Annotated in this window: 16 protein-coding genes; 11 read left to right on the top strand and 5 right to left on the bottom strand. The window is 68.2% G+C overall.

All coding sequences use genetic code 11. The features are described 5' to 3' along the window. Positions 1-89: 89 nt before the first annotated feature. From def (BM397_RS19860) to BM397_RS19835, 6 genes are all read left to right on the top strand, one after another. Positions 90-611: a peptide deformylase gene (gene def, locus BM397_RS19860; protein ID WP_092427773.1), complete on the top strand. Its 522-nt coding sequence runs from the start codon at positions 90-92 to the stop codon at positions 609-611. After that, positions 608-1105 (top strand): peptide deformylase, encoded by a 498-nt coding sequence (gene def, locus BM397_RS19855; RefSeq protein WP_092427775.1) that lies wholly within the window; start codon positions 608-610, stop codon positions 1103-1105. Before def (BM397_RS19860) ends, def (BM397_RS19855) begins: the two co-directional genes overlap by 4 nt. Before the next feature lie 10 nt (positions 1106-1115). Next, positions 1116-1610, top strand: a complete 495-nt coding sequence (gene def, locus BM397_RS19850) for a peptide deformylase (RefSeq protein WP_092427777.1) — start codon at positions 1116-1118, stop codon at positions 1608-1610. 135 nt (positions 1611-1745) lie between these two features. Beyond that, entirely contained in the window at positions 1746-2660 is a 915-nt protein-coding gene (gene fmt, locus BM397_RS19845; RefSeq protein WP_092427779.1) for a methionyl-tRNA formyltransferase, read from the top strand. Between the two features lie 14 nt (positions 2661-2674). After that, on the top strand, positions 2675-2911 hold the full coding sequence (locus tag BM397_RS19840; protein WP_092427781.1) for a GlsB/YeaQ/YmgE family stress response membrane protein: 237 nt from the start codon (positions 2675-2677) through the stop codon (positions 2909-2911). Positions 2912-3026: 115 nt separating this feature from the next. Continuing rightward, positions 3027-4019: a glutathione S-transferase family protein gene (locus tag BM397_RS19835; protein ID WP_092427783.1), complete on the top strand. Its 993-nt coding sequence runs from the start codon at positions 3027-3029 to the stop codon at positions 4017-4019. A 30-nt stretch (positions 4020-4049) separates the two neighbouring features. Here BM397_RS19835 and BM397_RS19830 read toward each other — a convergent pair whose 3' ends face one another. Continuing rightward, entirely contained in the window at positions 4050-4418 is a 369-nt protein-coding gene (locus BM397_RS19830; RefSeq protein WP_092427785.1) for a response regulator transcription factor, read from the bottom strand. Between the two features lie 235 nt (positions 4419-4653). Here BM397_RS19830 and BM397_RS19825 point away from each other — a divergent pair, with 235 nt between their 5' ends. Beyond that, positions 4654-5853, top strand: a complete 1200-nt coding sequence (locus BM397_RS19825; RefSeq protein ID WP_092427787.1) for a lytic murein transglycosylase — start codon at positions 4654-4656, stop codon at positions 5851-5853. Positions 5854-5916: 63 nt separating this feature from the next. Further along, a complete protein-coding gene (locus tag BM397_RS19820) occupies positions 5917-6333 on the top strand; it encodes a hypothetical protein (RefSeq protein WP_092427789.1) in 417 nt (138 codons plus the stop codon). A gap of 98 nt (positions 6334-6431) precedes the next feature. Here the strand turns inward: BM397_RS19820 and BM397_RS19815 are convergent, their stop codons facing one another. Next, positions 6432-7760 carry an amidase gene (locus tag BM397_RS19815; protein WP_092427791.1) on the bottom strand — a complete coding sequence of 443 codons (1329 nt, stop codon included), beginning with the start codon at positions 7758-7760 and terminating at the stop codon, positions 6432-6434. A gap of 119 nt (positions 7761-7879) precedes the next feature. Between BM397_RS19815 and BM397_RS19810 the strand changes: the two genes are divergently transcribed. Next, positions 7880-9097: a UbiH/UbiF/VisC/COQ6 family ubiquinone biosynthesis hydroxylase gene (locus BM397_RS19810; protein WP_092427793.1), complete on the top strand. Its 1218-nt coding sequence runs from the start codon at positions 7880-7882 to the stop codon at positions 9095-9097. Between the two features lie 120 nt (positions 9098-9217). On the opposite strand, the gene BM397_RS19805 is transcribed toward BM397_RS19810, so the two are convergent. Further along, positions 9218-10759 carry a DUF2125 domain-containing protein gene (locus BM397_RS19805; RefSeq protein WP_092427795.1) on the bottom strand — a complete coding sequence of 514 codons (1542 nt, stop codon included), beginning with the start codon at positions 10757-10759 and terminating at the stop codon, positions 9218-9220. A 133-nt stretch (positions 10760-10892) separates the two neighbouring features. Between BM397_RS19805 and BM397_RS19800 the strand changes: the two genes are divergently transcribed. Both BM397_RS19800 and BM397_RS19795 read left to right on the top strand, forming a co-directional pair. Further along, the gene (locus BM397_RS19800; protein ID WP_092427797.1) at positions 10893-11642 is read left to right on the top strand and encodes an SDR family oxidoreductase; all 750 of its coding nucleotides are present in this window, start codon (positions 10893-10895) and stop codon (positions 11640-11642) included. After that, positions 11639-12247, top strand: a complete 609-nt coding sequence (locus BM397_RS19795; protein WP_092427799.1) for an enoyl-CoA hydratase/isomerase family protein — start codon at positions 11639-11641, stop codon at positions 12245-12247. Before BM397_RS19800 ends, BM397_RS19795 begins: the two co-directional genes overlap by 4 nt. A 141-nt stretch (positions 12248-12388) precedes the next feature. On the opposite strand, the gene BM397_RS19790 is transcribed toward BM397_RS19795, so the two are convergent. Next, entirely contained in the window at positions 12389-14524 is a 2136-nt protein-coding gene (locus BM397_RS19790; RefSeq protein WP_092427801.1) for a methyl-accepting chemotaxis protein, read from the bottom strand. Between the two features lie 160 nt (positions 14525-14684). Next, positions 14685-15614, bottom strand: coding sequence for a choline ABC transporter substrate-binding protein (locus BM397_RS19785; protein ID WP_092427803.1), 930 nt, complete (start codon positions 15612-15614; stop codon positions 14685-14687). Positions 15615-15678 lie beyond the last annotated feature (64 nt).

The raw sequence follows: 15678 nt of genomic DNA, 5'->3' as shown, positions 1-15678 counted from the left end.
TTGCGGACGCTAGCGGCTTGGCGCCCGAGTGCAAGGGCCGCAGGCGCGGACACCTTGCGCGCTCACGCGCATTTGCCTAAGTGAAGCGCATGAAACGCCCTATCCTCATCCACCCCGATCCGCGGCTGAAGAAGCTCTGCGCGCCGGTGCCCGACCTGTCGGACGAGCTGCGCGTGCTTGCAGACGACATGCTTGAAACCATGTACGACGCGCCGGGCATCGGGCTGGCGGCGCCGCAGATCGGCGTGCTGGAGCGTCTGATCGTGCTCGACTGCGCCCGGCCTGACGACGGTGAGACGCCGCGCCCGCTGGTGATGTTCAACCCGCGGGTGGTGGCCAGCTCGGACGAGCGCAACGTCTACGAGGAGGGCTGCCTGTCGATCCCCGAGCAATACGCCGAGGTCGAGCGCCCGAAGCTGGTCGAGGTCGAATGGCTCGATCGCGACGGCAGGCTGCACAAGGAAGAATTCGACGGGCTCTGGGCGACCTGCGTGCAGCACGAGATCGACCACCTCGACGGCAAGCTGTTCATCGATTACCTCAAGCCGCTCAAGCGCCAGATGATCACCCGCAAGATGCAGAAGTTGAAGCGCGAGAGGGCGCGGATTTGAGCCTGCTGCCGATCCTGCGCTGGCCCGACCCGCGGCTGTCGAAGCGCTGCGCCGAGGTGGGGGCTGTGGCGGAGGTGGCCGGGCTGGTCACCGATCTGTTCGAGACCATGTACGACGCGCCCGGCCGCGGCCTCGCCGCGCCGCAGGTGGGGGCGATGGTGCGGGCCTTCGTGATGGATGCGGGCTGGAAGGACGGCGACATGTCGCCCCGGGCCTGCATCAACCCACGGATCACCTGGGGTTCGGACGAGCGGGTCACGGGCGGCGAAGGGTGCCTCTCGATCCCCGGCGTCACGGCGCAAGTGGAGCGCCATGCGCGCATCCGGCTGGCCTATACCGACCTGTCGGGCGCGGCGCAGGAGGTCGAGCTGTCGGGCGCCGAGGCGATCGTCGCGCAGCACGAGTATGACCATCTGGACGGGCTGGTGCATTTCGACCGGCTCGCGGCGGAGGCGCGCAGCGCGCTGATCGCAGACTACGAGGCGCTGGCGTAAGGAGCCTGCCATGACCGCACGCACATGCATTCCCTGGCCCGACAAGCGCCTGCGCACGCCCGCCGCGCCGGTCGAGGAGATCACCGACGAGATCCGCGCCACCTGGGACGACATGATCGACACGATGGAGGCGATGCCCGGCGTCGGCCTCGCCGCGCCGCAGATCGGCGTGATGCTGCGGCTCGCGGTGGTCGATGCCTCGGAGGAGCGCGGCAAGGCGATCCGCATGGCCAACCCCGAGATCCTGCACGCCTCGGTGAAGATGAACAGCCATGACGAGGCGAGCCCGAACCTGCCCGGCGTCTGGGCGAAGATCGAGCGCCCGCGCGGCGTGACGGTGCGCTTCATGAACGCCGAGGGCGAGATGCAGGAGCAGGACTTCGTCGGGCTCTGGGCGACCTCGGTGCAGCACCAGGTCGATCATCTGAACGGCAAGATGTATTTTGACCATCTCGGCAAGGTGAAGCGCGACATGCTGATCCGCCGCTCGAAGAAGCGCGGCTGAAGCGCGCCTCCGCCCGAGGCCGTGCTGGCGGCGCGGGCGGGATTTGCGTATTTGTCAAAGAGAAGAAGGGGCGGGCGCTTTCGGGCGGGCCGCGTCCCGAAGTATTTGTGGAAAGATGAAAGGGGGGGGCGGCGGATGCGCGTGGTCTTCATGGGAACGCCCGAGTTTTCGGTGCCGGTGCTCGAGGCGCTGGTGGCGGCCGGGCACGAGATTGCCGCCGTCTACAGCCAGCCGCCGCGGCCCGCCGGGCGGGGCAAGAAGGACCGCCCCTCGCCGGTACAGGCCCGCGCCGAGGCGCTGGGGCTGGAGGTGCGTCACCCGGTGAGCCTCAAGGGGGCTGAAGAGCAGGCGGAGTTCGCGGCGCTCGAGGCCGACGTGGCGGTGGTGGTGGCCTACGGGCTTATCCTGCCGCAGGCGATCCTCGATGCGCCCGCGCGCGGGTGCCTGAACATCCACGCATCCTTGCTGCCGCGCTGGCGCGGGGCGGCGCCGATCCACCGGGCGATCCTGTCCGGGGATCCGGAGACCGGCGTGTGCATCATGCAGATGGAGGCCGGGCTCGACACCGGTCCGGTGCTGCTCCGCGAGGCGCTGAAGATCGGTGCCGAGGAGACCACCGGCGCACTGCACGACCGTCTGTCGGAGATGGGTGCGCGGCTGATCGTCACCGCGCTGGAGCGTCTCGACATGCTGGAGCCGGCGGTGCAGCCCGAGGCGGGCGTGACCTACGCGCAGAAGATCGACAAGGCCGAGGCGGTGCTCGACTGGAGCCTGCCCGCCGAGGAGGTGTCGCGCAAGGTGCGAGGGCTGGCGCCCTTCCCTGGGGCCTGGACGATGGTGGGAGACCAGCGCATCAAGCTTCTGGGCGCGCGGGTGGTGCCGGGTGAGGGCGCGCCGGGCGAGGCGCTGGACGACGGCTTCGTCATCGCCTGCGGCTCCGGTGCGGTGCAGGTGACGCGGGCGCAGCGCGCCGGCAAGGGCGCGCAGGACGTCGAGACCTTCCTGCGCGGCATGAAAGTTCCCGCCGGCACGGTGCTGGGCGGGACATAGCGCAAGGAGACGGCATGGGCATTCTCTGGCTTCTGATCATCGGCGCGGCGGCGGGCTTCTTCGCCACGCGCTTCATGAATGTGCAGACCGGCGTGGTGCAGACGGTGGCGCTCGGCATGGGCGGCGCGCTCATCGGCGGACTGGTGCTGCGCGGACTGATCGCGGTGACCGGCGCGCTGGCCGGTCTGGTCGGTGCGGTGCTGGGGGCGATGCTGCTGATCTGGATCCTGCAAAGGTTCGGCCCGCGCTGACCCCGGCGTCGGGATTGTGCGCTGATGCCGGAGGGGCTGCGCGCCGGTGCCGGTTTGCTTGTCGGTGCCGCTCCCCTAGCTGTTTGCACAACTAACCGCAGGGAGCGCGAGCAACATGGGCCAGCTGGTCGAAGGCGAATGGCAGGACACCTGGTACGACACCGAGAAGACCGGTGGCAAATTTGTCCGGTCCACGGCGAAGTTCCGCAACTGGATCACCGCGGACGGCAGCGCCGGTCCGTCGGGCGAGGCCGGCTTCAAGGCCGAGCCGGGCCGCTACCACCTTTATGTCAGCTATGCCTGCCCCTGGGCGCATCGCGCACTGATCTTCCGCGCCCTGAAGGGGCTCGAGGAGCTTATCCCCTACAGCGTCGTGCACCCCGAGATGCTCTCTGAGGGCTGGGAGTTCCGCACGGATTTCGACGGTGCCACCGGTGACCGGCTGTACGATCTGCCGTTCCTGCGCGACATCTACCTGAAGGCCGACCCGGAGATCTCGGGACGGGTGACGGTGCCGGTGCTCTGGGACCGCCAGCGTGAGACCATCGTGTCGAACGAGAGCGCCGAGATCATCCGCATGTTCAACTCCGCCTTCGACGGGCTGACCGGGAACGCGGACGACTATTGGCCGGAAGACCTGCGCGAGGCGATCGAACCGGTCAACGCGCGCATCTATGACACGGTCAACAACGGCGTCTACAAGGCGGGCTTCGCGACCTCACAGGAGGCCTACGAAGAGGCGGTGATGCCGCTTTTCGACACGCTGGACTGGCTGGAAGCGCGGCTTTCGGGGCAGCGCTACCTGATGGGCGACCGGGTCACCGAGGCGGACTGGCGGCTGTTCACCACGCTGATCCGCTTCGACACGGTCTACCATGGCCATTTCAAGTGCAACCGGCGGCGCATTGTCGATTACCCGGCGCTCTGGGCCTATGTGCGCGAGCTCTACCAGTGGCCGGGCGTCGCCGGGACCGTGCGGCTCGACCATATTTCGCGCCATTACCATTACAGCCACGAGACGATCAATCCGCATCGGATCGTGCCCGTCGGGCCGGTGCTGGACCTGGACGCGCCGCATGGCCGCGAGGCGCAGTTCCCGTCTGTGTAAGTCCTGTCCGGGTGCAGAGCCGGAGGGGCGTCAGACGGCGCAGTGCACGCCGTAGTGCTCGACCATTGCAGCTAGGTCCGAGGGCGAAGTGTCCGTAGGTAGGTAGGCGCAGGCGTTGGCGCAGTGCTGGAAAATGGAACCGTCGGAAAACACCGGGGCGTCGGTGACGAAGATCACCCGGCAGTCCGGCTGGCGGTAGGAGGCGAAATCCGCCACCGCCAGCGCGCTGCCCGACGCCAGCATCAGGTCGAGCACGATGACATCCACGTCTTCGATGTGCATCAGCCTTGTCGCGCTGTCCTGATCAGAGACGATGCTGACATCCGCTCCGGTCCGCTCCAGGTGACTGCTCCAAGTCCCGGCAAGAGTCTGGTCGGTCTGTACGATAAGTACCTTCATGGCTCATCTCCCGGCAGACTTCCCCCTTTGTCCGCACCTGTATGTTGTCCTGATCCATTTTATTTGTTTTTTACCCTTCCTCCTCCTTGTCGATCTCGTTTCTAAATAAATCATTAATAGCGTCTCGGAGGTGCGGGTTTTCGCCTCCGGAGGACGTGATCCGTTCCGATGCGGGTCAGCTTGTCAGCGGAGTGCGGACTGCTAGGGTAGAGCGCAGTCATCGTGCGAGGTGTTTATGCGTAGCCTGTCCTTTCTGACCGCAGCTCTGCTGCCCCTGGTTCTGCCCCTTGTGCAGCCCATGGCGGCGCAGGCGCAGCCCGCGCCCTGCGGCGGCGACTTCCGCGCCTTCCTGCAGGGGGTGTCGGACGAGGCCGTGGCACAGGGCGCCGATCCGGCTGTGGCGCAGCGGTTTTTTGCCGGGCTGAGGCAAGACCCCAAGGTGCTGAAGGCGGACCGGGCGCAGGGCATCTTCCAATCGCCCTTCATCGAGTTCTCGCGCAAGCTGATCTCGCAGGACCGGCTCGACAAGGGCCGCCGCAAGGCGACGGAATGGGATGCGGTGTTTGATCGGATCGAGGCCGAGTACGGGGTCTCACGCGGGGTGCTGCTGGCGTTCTGGGCCTTCGAAACCGACTATGGCGGCTATCAGGGCAACTTCAACACGGCCAATGCGCTGGCCACGCTGGCGCATGATTGCCGCCGGCCCGAGCTGTTCCGTCCGCAGCTGCTGGCGGCGCTTGAACTCTATCAGCACGGCGATTTCGATCCGGCCACCACCACCGGGGCCTGGGCGGGCGAGATCGGCATGGTGCAGATGCTGCCGAAGGACATCATCGAGAACGGTGTCGATGGCGACGGCGACGGCCACGTGACGCTCAAGACCTCGGTGCCCGACGCGCTGATGTCCGGTGGGCGGATGCTCTCGTCTCTGGGCTGGCGCCCGAACGAGCCCTGGCTGCAGGAAATCACCCTGCCGGACGGGTTCGACTGGGCGCTGAGCGGGCTCGAGACGACGATGAGTGTCGCCGAATGGGAACGGCTGGGCGTCTCCGGGCGCAACGGCGCGTTGGACGACGGGCGGCTGCAGGCGTCGATCGTTCTGCCGCAGGGCCGGGGCGGACCGGCCTTCATCGCCTATCCGAACTTCCGGGTCTTTTTCGAGTGGAACCAGAGTTTCACCTACGTGCTGACCGCGGCCTATTTCGCCACGCGGCTCGAGGGGTCGCCGGTCTACGACGCGGGCAATCCCGCGCCGGGCCTGGCGGGGCCGCAAATGCAACAGTTGCAGCGCAAGCTGCAGGCGCGCGGGCATGACGTCGGCGAGGTGGACGGCATCCTCGGGGCCGGAACGAGGGCTGCGGTCCGGGCGATGCAGGCCGAGCTCGGGCTGCCGGTGGACGGCTGGCCAACCGCAGAGCTGCTGCAGGCCTTCTGAGCGGAGGAGCGCCGGGGCCGGGGCGACCGGGGAACCGTCGCGGCTGCTCCACGGTTGGCAGGCATGACCAGGATTGACCGTTCCCCCGCCTCGCTCGCGGCGTTTGCCGCGCTGACACTCGTCTCCGCCTGCCTGCCGCTAGACGATCCGGCGACCTCCGCGGTTGAGGAAACCGGGATCCCCGAGGCCATGCAGGGCCGCTGGGGGCTGGTGCCCGCCGATTGCACCTCGACGCAGGGGGACGCGAAAGGGTTGATGGAGGTCGGTGCCGAGAGCCTGAAGTTCTACGAATCCCGCGCAGTGCTCGCGGATGTCGTGGAAAGCTCGGACACGCGGCTTGAGGCCAGGTTCGATTTCACCGGAGAGGGCATGAGCTGGCAGCGCGACATGGTGCTGGTGGCCAAGGGCGATACGCTGGTGCGGCAAGAAAGCGGCGAGGGGGCTGTGCCGGAGCCGCTGACCTACCAGCGCTGCGGCTGAAAAGAACGCCTCCGGCGGGAGTATTTTGGGAAAGATGAACGGTTGCCGGGGTCCGGCAGGCCGTGTGCCCGGCCTGCGTAGAGTGTGCGGGTCGCGTGTCAGGCGAGCGCTTGTTCTGCCGCTGCCGACAGGCGCAGCAGGCGGTCCTCGGCCATCGGCGCGGCCATGAGGGAGATACCGCAGCTCGGCGTGCCGGTGGGCAGCGTGGTGGTGCAGAGCCCCATGACGTTGCCGACGCGGGTATTGCGCAGGGTCAGCAGGTTCTCGGTGACGTAGTAGGCGTCGTCGCTGAGCAGCCGGTCGACCTTGGGCGGCAGGTTCGGGGCGGTGGGGCAGAGCACGGCGTCGAAACCGGCAGTGGCCTCGGCCCAGGCGGCCCGGGCCGCCATCATGCGATCCCAGGCGGTGATGTACTCGGCGGCGGTGAACGCCTTGCCGCCCTCGAAGCGCTCGCGGATCGGCGGGAACATCAGCTCGCCGCGCGCGGTGATGTCGGCACCCCAGGTGGCCCAGGCTTCGGCGGTGTAGAGCACCGCGGCGTCGCCCATCGGAATGGCCACCTCGGGCACGTCGACCGGGACGATCTCGGCACCGGCCGCCGCCAGCCGCTCCAGCGCGGACTGGTAGGCGGCGGCAGGCTCGGGGCGGAGGTCATCCATGACGATTGTGGTCAGCGCCCCGAGGCGGACGCCCTCGAGCGAGGCGCCGGCCAGGTCAGGGGCGCGGCGGCCTTCCAGCGCGGCGAGCATCAGCGCCGCGTCCTCGACCGTACGGCAGAGCGGACCGACGGTGTCGAAGCGCGCCGCCAGCGGCACCGCGCCGACCAGGGACAGGCGGCCCGCGGTGGTCTTCAGCCCCACCAGATCGTTCCACGCCGAGGGGATGCGCACCGAGCCGCCGGTGTCCGAGCCCACCGCTGCGGCGGCGAGTCCGAAGGCGACCGAGGCGGCTGCGCCCGACGAGGAGCCGCCTGCCACGGCCTCGGTGTCATTGACCGAGGGTGGGGTGGCAGTGACCGGGTTCAGCCCCAGACCGGAGAAGGCCAGCTCGGACAGGTGGGTCTTGCCAAGGCAGACGAGCCCCATGGCGGTCGCGGTCTGCAGCACCTTGGCGTCGGTGTCGGGCACGCGGCCCTCGAGCAGCTTCGAGCCCGCCTCGGTCGCGACGCCCGCGGTGTCGAAGAGGTCCTTCCAGCTCACCGGCACACCGTCGAGCGGCGACAGGCGCATGCCTGCATTGGCGCGGTCGCTGGCGGCTTTTGCCTCGTCCAGCGCGCGCTCCGGCGTCACGCGGGCGTAGATGCGATCCTTCAGCGGGTGCGCCGCGATCTTGTCGAGATAAGCCTGCGCCAGATCGACCGGGTCAACCTCGCCCGCCCCGATCGCCCGCCCCAGCTCTGCCGCGCTCTTGCCTGTCCAATCCGTCATGCCGCTTTCCTTCCCGGGGCCGCCTTCCACGCTGGGCGGCTTTGCTTTTTTCGATCGGCGCGACGGTAGCGGCACGCGGGCGCATGGACAATCCCGGTCGCAGGACCATAGTACGCCCCATGACACAGGACAGCGATCTGCTCATCATCGGCGGCGGGCTCAACGGGCCCGCCCTCGCGCTGGCGGCGGCCAAGGCCGGGCTCAGCGCCACCGTCATTGACGCCCTGCCTGCCGAAGCGCGGGCGGAGCCGGAATTCGACGGCCGCGCCTATGCGCTGGCGCTCGCCTCGGTGCGCTTGCTGGCAAATCTCGGGCTCTGGGAGCAGCTGGCCCCCGACGCCCAGCCGATGAGCGCGATCCGCGTCACCGACGGGCGTGTCGGCGAGGCGGAGGTTTTCCTCGGGCTCGATTTCGCCTCGGCGGAGATCGAGGAAGGGCCGATGGGCCATATGGTCGAGGACCGTTTCCTGCGCCGCGCCCTGCTTGAGGCCATGGCGACCGAGCCGCTGATCACCCACCGCGCCTCGGCCACCGTGATCGGGCAGTCGGTGGACGTCTCGCGCGTGACGGTCACGCTGGCCGACGGCGGCACCCTGCGCGGGCGGCTGCTGGTCGGCGCGGACGGGCGCAGCAGCGGCACCGCCGCGCGCGCCGGGATCAAGCGCATGGGCTGGACATACGGGCAGACCGCGCTGGTCTGCGCCATTGCGCATGAACTGCCGCACGAGGGTGTCGCACATCAATTCTTCATGCCGAGCGGACCGTTGGCGATCCTGCCGCTGACCGGGGGGCGCAGTTCCATCGTCTGGAGCGAGAAGGATGCGCTGGCCCGGGCCATCCACGCGCTGCCCGATGACGAATACCTGCAAGTGCTGCGCCCGCGCTTCGGCGATTTCCTGGGAGAGATCTCGCTTGCCGGGCCGCGCTACACCTACCCATTGGGCCTGACGCTGGCGAATGCCTTCGTCGCCGACCGGCTGGCGCTGGTGGGGGACGCGGCGCATGGGATGCACCCGATCGCCGGGCAGGGACTCAACGCCGGGCTGCGCGACGTGGCGGCACTGGCGCATGTGCTGAGCCATGCGCAGCGGCGCGGCGAGGACGTGGCCTCGCCGCTGGTGCTGGCGCGCTACCAGAGCTGGCGTCGGTTCGACACGGCGGCGCTGGCGGCGGCGACGGACCTGTTCAACCGGCTCTTTTCGAACGACAACCCGATCCTGCGCGCGGGGCGCGATCTTGGCATGGCGCTGGTGCAGGGCATGCCGGGCCTGCGCCGCAACTTCGTGCGCGAGGCGGCGGGGCTGACTGGCGAGCTGCCGGACCTCATGGCGAAGTAGGACGGGCTTCGGCGGCCCAAGCTCCTTCGAAGGAGCTTGCAAATCTCTTCGAAGAGATTTGGATCCGGGAGAACGAAAAAGGGGCGGATGTTACCATCCGCCCCTTTTCACATCCGGACGTTACTTGATCCGCTGGCCGTTGGCGAGGATCTGGCCCTGGTCGTTCACCTCTATGGTCGAGACCTGGGTGTCCGGCGCGGAGCCCGGCACGGTGAACATGCCCAGCATCATCCGCGCCCCCATGGCGTCCTGCTGGCTCAGCAGGCCCATGGCGATCAGCTTGTCGATCAGCCCGTTGGCACCGCTGATGTTGAAGGTCACCTCGCCCTCGGGCGCAGGCATGCCGCCAAAGCTCTCGGTGTCGTCCTGGTTGAAGGCGAAATCGCCCTGTCCGGTGATTTCCGCGCCCGCGGCCGAGACCGTCAGGCTGTTCAGCGTGAGTGCGTTGAGCTCCGCCGGCGGGGTCTCTTCTTCCTCGAGTTTTGTCAGGCCAGCGGGGTCGAAGATCGAGACCAGCGGCGTCACCTTGCCGGTGATGTCGAAGGCCACGGTGGCGGGATCGCGTGGCAGCGTTGCACCGGGATCGAAGATGCCCCAGATCGCGTCAGACAGGGTCAGCCCGCCGAGGGTCATCCCGAGGGCCATGTCCTGCGGTGCCTCCGCTTCTGCCAGGGGCAGCGACAGGTTGAGGCCAACCTTCTCGATTGCGGCGCTCACCGGGAAGGGCAGCTCGCCGCCCTCGGCCTCGTAGGTGAGTGTGTCGAGGCTCAACGCATAGCTCATCCGGGTGCCGTCGAGCGCACCTTCGAGCCTGCCGCCCTGCGAGCTGCTGCTGCCGGTCGTCGTGTTGCCGTCTTCGGTAAAGGCAAAGCTCGTCTGGCCGGTCTCGAAGGTGAAGGCACCGCTGCCTTCGAAGCCGGCGCTCATGATTGCCGCCGCATCGCTCTGGTCGGTGATCTCGGGAATCACCGATTCACCTTTGCTGGTCAGGCCGGTGAGCCGGCCGGACACCTGCGCGGTGGCATCGGGCTGCTCGGGATCGCTGCCCGAAAGATCGTAGCGCAGCTCGCCCGTCTGGTAGCTGTGGCTGTAGCGGCGTTTGCCGTCCTGCGTGGCGACCTCGGAGCTTCCGGACAGCGGCCCGGTGCCGAGGCTGGCGCTGAACACGTCGCGGGACAGCTCCTCGCCCTCGGCGACAAGGCGCACCAGGTCGAGCTGCGTGGCGTCGGCGCTGTAGGCGTAGTTCAGCGCGTCGGGATCCCCGGAGGCGATCAGGCTCAGCGCGTCCTGCGTCAGTTCGAGGGTCATCTCGACCGGGTCCGTGCCCTCCTCGGTGACCCGCACCTCGATCGGCATCGGGCTCGGGAACCGCAGGCCGACGGTGCCATCGCCGAGATCCTCCAGCGTCAGGTCGGCGAGACCGACGGTCACGTCTCCGGCGGCCTGGCCCTCGCTCTCCGGGATCGCCATGCGCAGGGTCAGGTCACCCAGCAACAGGTTGCCGCCGCTCTTGCTTTCGGTGACCGAGACTTCGTAGCCGACCCCTTCGAGAAGCTCCGCCAGATCGTCCCAGACCTGCGAGGGCGTGACATCGGCATGCGCGGGCAGCGCGAGGGCCAATGCCGTCGCAGCAGTCCCGAAACCCTTTGTGAAATACCGCATATCCAATCCTTTTCGCCCTGGGCCGCAATTCCTGGCCTAGAGTTCGCCTCCACGCGCGCCGGGGTCAAGAGGGTGGACCGGGGATTGACCAGTGTTTACCAAAGGAGGGATTCTTCAAGCGATGGGGCAATCCATGGATCTGACAGGGAAAACCGCGCTGATCACCGGCGCGAGCCGGGGCATCGGGGCCGCCACTGCGCGCCTCTTCGCCGAGGCTGGCGCGAATGTCGCACTTGTGGCGCGGGGGCGCGAAGCGGTGACCGAACTGGCCGGCGAGATCGGGCCGAAGGCAATGGCCATCCCCTGCGACATCTCCCGCTACTGGGAGATGGATCAGGCGGTGCAGGCCTGCGTCTCGGCGTTCGGGGGGATCGACGTGCTGGTCAACAATGCCGGTGTGATCGAGCCGATCGCGCCGCTGGCAGGGGCCGATCCGGGCGCCTGGGGGCAGGTCATCGACGTCAACCTCAAGGGCGTCTACCACGGCATGCACGCGGCGCTGCCGCTGATGCTGGCAGCGGGCGGCGGCTCGGTGCTGACCATCGGCTCGGGCGCGGCGCACCACCCGCTCGAGGGCTGGTCGGCCTATTGCGCCTCGAAGGCCGGGGCGCTGATGCTGACCCGCATGGCCGATGCCGAGTATCGCGATCGGGGCATCCGCGCGATCTCGCTCTCCCCGGGCACGGTGGCGACGCAAATGCAGCGCACGATCAAGGCCTCCGGGGTGAACCCGGTCAGCGAGCTGGAGTGGGAAGACCACATCCCTCCCGAATGGGTGGCCAAGGCGCTGCTGTGGATGTGCGGCCCGGAGACCGATGCCCACCTCGGCGGCGAGATCTCGTTGCGCGATGAGGCGGTGCGCAAGGCGATCGGCGTCGCATGATCACGCTGGAGCGCGACGGCGGCTACTGGCTGGCGGTCATAGACCGGCCGGAGAAGGCCAATTCGCTGACCCCGGACATGCTGGAGCGGCTCTGCGAGATTGCCGAAGCGGCGCGCGAGGCGCAGGTTCTGGTGATCACCGGCAGGGGAAAGGTGTTCTCGGCGGGCGCGGATCTCGAGGCGGCGCGGGCGGGGCTTGCCACTTCGCCGCTCTGGGAGCGGTTGTCGGGGGCCATCGCGGCGCTGCCTGGGCTGACCATCTGCGCGCTGAACGGCACGCTGGCGGGGGGCGCCATGGGCATGGCGCTGGCCTGCGACCTGCGCATCTCGGTGCCCGGAGCCAAGGTCTTCTACCCGGTGATGAAGCTGGGGTTCCTGCCGCAGCCGTCGGACCCGGGACGGCTGGCCGCGCTTGTCGGCCCGGCGCGGGCAAAGATGGTCCTGATGGCGGGGCAGAAGGTGCCGGTGGAAGACGCGCAGGGCTGGGGGCTGATCGACCGGATCGTGCCGCCCGAGGCGCTGCTGTCCTCGGCCCGCGCTCTTGCCGAGGATACTTTGGGCGCCGATCCCGCCCATGCCGCGGCGATCAAGGGGATGATCGGCTGACCGGTGCGCCGGGGGCGGCGCGGTCCTTCAGTTTATGCCTGCGCCTTCAGTTTATGCCTGCGCGTGCGGTCGGCCGACTGTGTCCTGCCCCTCTCGAGTGATCTGCGCTTCGCGGCCAGCCGCTTGTGGTGGCGCGGCAGATCAGGCCGCCCGGGTTTCCTCTGTTCGGGTCACGGTTGCTGGATACGCCGTGGCCTGAGCCTGCTCCGGGACGCGCAGGTCGAACTCGCTGACCAGCGCCGACAGGCGCTGGGCACCCTCGGCCAGTTCGGTCGAGGCGTCGCGGCTGGCATCGGCGACCTCGGTGTTCTGCGAGGTGAGGTCGCGCAGCCGAGTCATCGCAGCGTTCACCCCCTGCAGCTCGCGGTTCTGGGACTCGGCGGCGGCGCTGATGTTCGAAAGCACCTCGTCGACGCGCAGGATCTGTTCGAGGATTGCCTGCAGGGCCTCTCCGGTCTCGCCGACAAGGTTGACGCCGCCGCTGACCTCGCGCGCGCTCTCCTCGATCAGCCCCTTGATCTCGAGCGCGGCATCGGCGGAGCGGCTCGCCAGCCCCTGCACTTCCATGGCGACCACGGCGAACCCTTTGCCCGACTCCCCGGCGCGCGCGGCCTCGACCCCGGCATTGAGCGCCAGAAGGTTGGTCTGAAAGGAAATGTCCTCGATCACCGTGGTGATCTGGGCGATGCGGCCCGAGCTTTCGGCGATGCGATCCATGGCGGCCACGGCGTTGCGCACCACCTCGCCGGAGCGGTCTGCCCGGCCCTTGGCCTCGTCGGCGAGGTGCTTGACGTCCTTCAGCGCGACGTCGGTCTCTGCGAGGGTGCTGGTCAGCCCAGAAACGGTTTCGGCGGTGCTGCTGATGGTTTCGACCTGCGTGGTGGTCCGCTCGGCGAGATCGGAGGCCGAGCCGCGCAGCCCGCGCGAGCGCTGCTCGATCTCGCCTACGGTGCCGGAGACCGCGCGCATCACCTCGCGCAGACGGGCGGTGGCGGTGTTGAAGTCGGTGCGGATCGCGTCATATTCCTCGGCCAGCGGCTCGTCGAAACGCAGGGTCAGATCCGCGCGGGCCAGTGCATTCAGCCCATCGGTCATCAGATCGACGACCTGCTGGTGGCGGGCATTGAGCTGGGCCTCGTCCTCGGCGCGCTTTTCGATCGCGGCCTTGGAGAGTTGCTTGAAGCGGTAGATCGCCTGCGCCATGTGCCCGATCTCGCCACGGCTGTGGATATAGGGAACCCAGGCCTCGAACCGGCCCTCGACGAAGTCCATCATCACGCCGGTGAGCCGACCGAGCCGCCGGGTGACGAACTCGGCGATCAGTACCGCAATACCAGCCATGGCGAGGGTCATCAGCAGGGTCACAGCGCCGGTGACCAGGAGGCTGCTCCGGGCTTGCTCTGCGGTCGAGGTGGCCAGCGCGGAGGTCTGGGTACTGAGTCGGGTTTCAAGGTCGCGCAGCGCGTTGATCCAGGCAGTGGAAGCGGCGAACCAGGCCGGCGCCGTGAGCGCGCCGCGGCTGCCGCCGTAGGGCAGGGCGGAAATGGTTTCGATCATCGGAGCGAGCGCCGATGCCGCCGGCGTGGCGCCGAGGTCTTCCAGCAGGCCGGGCTGGTGGAGAACCTGCGCAGCTCGGGTCAGGTGGGCGGATTCGCGTGCGATCAAGTCCATGAACCGCCGGTGAACCTGTTGCGGAAAGACATCCGTGCCGAGCCCCGTGGCGCCCATGGCGCGGGCCAGTCCGGCGCTTTCCTTGGCCAGGGCGACTGCCTCATGCGCTTCCATCAACGCTCCGGTGGCGGGGGAGCGGGCGATGTCGCGCATCTGGCGGCCCGCGGACAGCAGCTGGTTGACGAGGCCTGTGTAGAAGCCCGCCAGCTCGGGGACGGTGAGCGTGAAGCGGTCGATCTCGGCGCGCGTGTCAGCCAGACTTGAGAGCTGGTCGCGGGCGATTTCGATGTGCGCGGCGGCGGCGGCCGACGTTTCCGGCAGGGCGTCGAAGAACCCAGCGAGCACCGCGTCGGTGGCCTCTCGCTGGCGGGCAAGGTCGGTGGAGAAGTTCTTGCCGCGCGACGACGTGAAGCCGGCGGAATAGCCGCGTTCTTTCTGCAGTTCGTGCGCGAGATCGGAGAGCACCTCGGCCTCGGCGGCGATACGGGCGACGCGCTCGAGATTCTTGGCGTTGCGCTCGAGCCGCAGCAGCTCTTGACCGGAAAAATAGAGCAGGAGCGCCAGAAGCGGTCCGAGCGCGGCGAAGAGCATAAGGCGCAGGCTCATGGGCAAGGGTCCGTCCAGAGAGACATCCTCGGGACATCTGGCGGGGGACAGGTGAAGGCTTGCTGAACCGGACCCCGGCGGGCGCGGGGAAAATAGCCTCAAATTTAACGGTCTCGTGTCACCCCGCCCGTGTGGGCGGGGTGGAAAGCCGGGGTTGGCGTCAGTTCAGGGCCGCGGTCACCGCGTCCTTGGCCGCGCCGCCGTCCAGCGTGGTCACGCCGTCGAGCCAGCCGTCGAGAACGCCCATGTTGGCCTTCAGCCAGGCGGTGGCCGCCTTGTCGGGGTCGGTGCCGTCGTTGAGGATCGCGCCCATGATCTCGTTCTCCATTTGCAGTGAGAATTCGAGGTTGGTCAGCAGCTTGCCGACGTTCGGGCATTCCTCGACGTAGCCGGCACGGGTGTTGGTGTAGACCGTGGCGCCGCCGAAATCGGGGCCGAACCAGTCGTCGCCGCCCGACAGGTAGGTCAGGTCGAAGTTGGCGTTCATCGGATGCGGTTCCCAGCCGAGAAAGACGATCGGCTCGTCGCGCTTGGTGGCCCGATCGACCTGCGCCAGCATGCCCTGCTCGGAGCTTTCCTTGACGTCGAAAGCCTTCAGGCCAAAGGCGTCCGCCTCGATCATGTCGAGGATCAGCCGGTTGCCGTCGTTGCCCGGCTCGATGCCGTAGATGGTCTCGTCGAGTTCATCAGCGTGGGCGGCGATATCGGCGAAATCGGCGATGCCGAGTGCGGCACCGGCGGCATTGGTGGCCAGCGTGTACTTCGCCCCTTCGAGGTTGGCACGGACGGTGTCGACCGAGCCTTTCTCGCGGTAGGGGGCGATGTCGCCCTCCATCGTCGGCATCCAGTTGCCGAGGAAGACGTCGACGTCGCCGCGGTCCATCGAGGTGTAGGTGACCGGCACCGAGAGCACCTTGATGTCGGTGTCGTAGCCGAGCGCCTCGAGGATCACGGTGGTCGCGGCGGTGGTGGCGGTGATGTCGGTCCAGCCCACATCCGAGAAGGTGACGCTGCTGCAATCAGCCTGGGCGATGCCGGCGGCACCGGCAGTGGCCAGCGCCGCAACGAGCGCGAGGCGGGAAATGGTCATGATCTTGTCCCCTGTTGGTTTTCTGCGCGCAAGTAAGCGCCTTTCGCCAATGCTTTGCAACCGG

This window comes from Alloyangia pacifica (assembly GCF_900116195.1).
Lineage (GTDB): Bacteria > Pseudomonadota > Alphaproteobacteria > Rhodobacterales > Rhodobacteraceae > Salipiger > Salipiger pacificus.
This window is presented reverse-complemented; position numbering and strand designations above follow the sequence as displayed.

Excerpts from the sequence above, each read along its gene's own strand:
- def (WP_092427777.1), top strand. The coding sequence starts at position 1,116 with ATGACCGCACGCACATGCATTCCCTGGCCCGACAAGCGCCTGCGCACG.
- BM397_RS19810 (WP_092427793.1), top strand. The coding sequence starts at position 7,880 with ATGACACAGGACAGCGATCTGCTCATCATCGGCGGCGGGCTCAACGGG.
- BM397_RS19840 (WP_092427781.1), top strand. The coding sequence starts at position 2,675 with ATGGGCATTCTCTGGCTTCTGATCATCGGCGCGGCGGCGGGCTTCTTC.
- BM397_RS19800 (WP_092427797.1), top strand. The coding sequence starts at position 10,893 with ATGGATCTGACAGGGAAAACCGCGCTGATCACCGGCGCGAGCCGGGGC.
- BM397_RS19815 (WP_092427791.1), bottom strand. The coding sequence starts at position 7,760 with ATGACGGATTGGACAGGCAAGAGCGCGGCAGAGCTGGGGCGGGCGATC.
- BM397_RS19790 (WP_092427801.1), bottom strand. The coding sequence starts at position 14,524 with ATGAGCCTGCGCCTTATGCTCTTCGCCGCGCTCGGACCGCTTCTGGCG.
- def (WP_092427773.1), top strand. The coding sequence starts at position 90 with ATGAAACGCCCTATCCTCATCCACCCCGATCCGCGGCTGAAGAAGCTC.
- BM397_RS19830 (WP_092427785.1), bottom strand. The coding sequence starts at position 4,418 with ATGAAGGTACTTATCGTACAGACCGACCAGACTCTTGCCGGGACTTGG.
- fmt (WP_092427779.1), top strand. The coding sequence starts at position 1,746 with ATGCGCGTGGTCTTCATGGGAACGCCCGAGTTTTCGGTGCCGGTGCTC.
- BM397_RS19820 (WP_092427789.1), top strand. The coding sequence starts at position 5,917 with ATGACCAGGATTGACCGTTCCCCCGCCTCGCTCGCGGCGTTTGCCGCG.
- BM397_RS19825 (WP_092427787.1), top strand. The coding sequence starts at position 4,654 with ATGCGTAGCCTGTCCTTTCTGACCGCAGCTCTGCTGCCCCTGGTTCTG.
- BM397_RS19805 (WP_092427795.1), bottom strand. The coding sequence starts at position 10,759 with ATGCGGTATTTCACAAAGGGTTTCGGGACTGCTGCGACGGCATTGGCC.
- BM397_RS19785 (WP_092427803.1), bottom strand. The coding sequence starts at position 15,614 with ATGACCATTTCCCGCCTCGCGCTCGTTGCGGCGCTGGCCACTGCCGGT.
- BM397_RS19835 (WP_092427783.1), top strand. The coding sequence starts at position 3,027 with ATGGGCCAGCTGGTCGAAGGCGAATGGCAGGACACCTGGTACGACACC.
- BM397_RS19795 (WP_092427799.1), top strand. The coding sequence starts at position 11,639 with ATGATCACGCTGGAGCGCGACGGCGGCTACTGGCTGGCGGTCATAGAC.